The organism is Mesorhizobium sp. LSJC280B00, assembly GCF_000502835.1.
Lineage (GTDB): Bacteria > Pseudomonadota > Alphaproteobacteria > Rhizobiales > Rhizobiaceae > Mesorhizobium.
Map to the genome: position 1 here is coordinate 1 of NZ_AYVL01000112.1, position 691 is coordinate 691.

A 691-nucleotide genomic window follows, 5' to 3' on the forward strand; every position below is an offset into this window, starting at 1 on the left:
CGACAAGTTCGAAAACATGGGCGCGCAGATGGTCCGCGAAGTTGCTTCGAAGACCAACGACATCGCCGGCGACGGCACCACGACCGCGACCGTTCTGGCGCAGTCGATCGTCCAGGAAGGCCACAAGGCGGTTGCCGCCGGCATGAACCCGATGGACCTGAAGCGCGGCATCGACCTCGCCGTCGCCGACGTCGTCGCGACGCTGATCAAGAACGCCAAGAAGATCAAGACCTCGGAAGAAGTTGCCCAGGTCGGCACCATCGCCGGCAATGGCGATGTTTCGGTCGGCTCGATGATCGCTGAAGCGATGCAGAAGGTCGGCAATGAGGGCGTCATCACCGTCGAGGAAGCCAAGACCGCCGAGACCGAGCTCGAAGTGGTCGAAGGCATGCAGTTCGACCGCGGCTATCTCTCGCCCTACTTCGTCACCAACGCCGAAAAGATGGTTGCGGATCTGGAAGACGCCTACATCCTTCTCCACGAGAAGAAGCTCTCCAACCTGCAGGCCATGCTGCCGATCCTCGAGGCTGTCGTGCAGACCTCGAAGCCGCTGGTCATCATCTCGGAAGACGTCGAAGGCGAGGCCCTGGCCACGCTGGTCGTCAACAAGCTGCGTGGCGGCCTGAAGATCGCCGCCGTCAAGGCGCCGGGCTTCGGTGATCGCCGCAAGGCCATGCTGGAAGACATCGCC

The 691-nt window shown here is 62.4% G+C and carries 1 protein-coding gene; it reads left to right on the plus strand.

Annotation, left to right across the window (positions count from 1 at the left end; all coding sequences use genetic code 11):
• A partial coding sequence (gene groEL / locus X773_RS73510; RefSeq protein ID WP_023680983.1) for a chaperonin GroEL occupies window positions 1-691 on the plus strand: 691 nt, incomplete at both ends.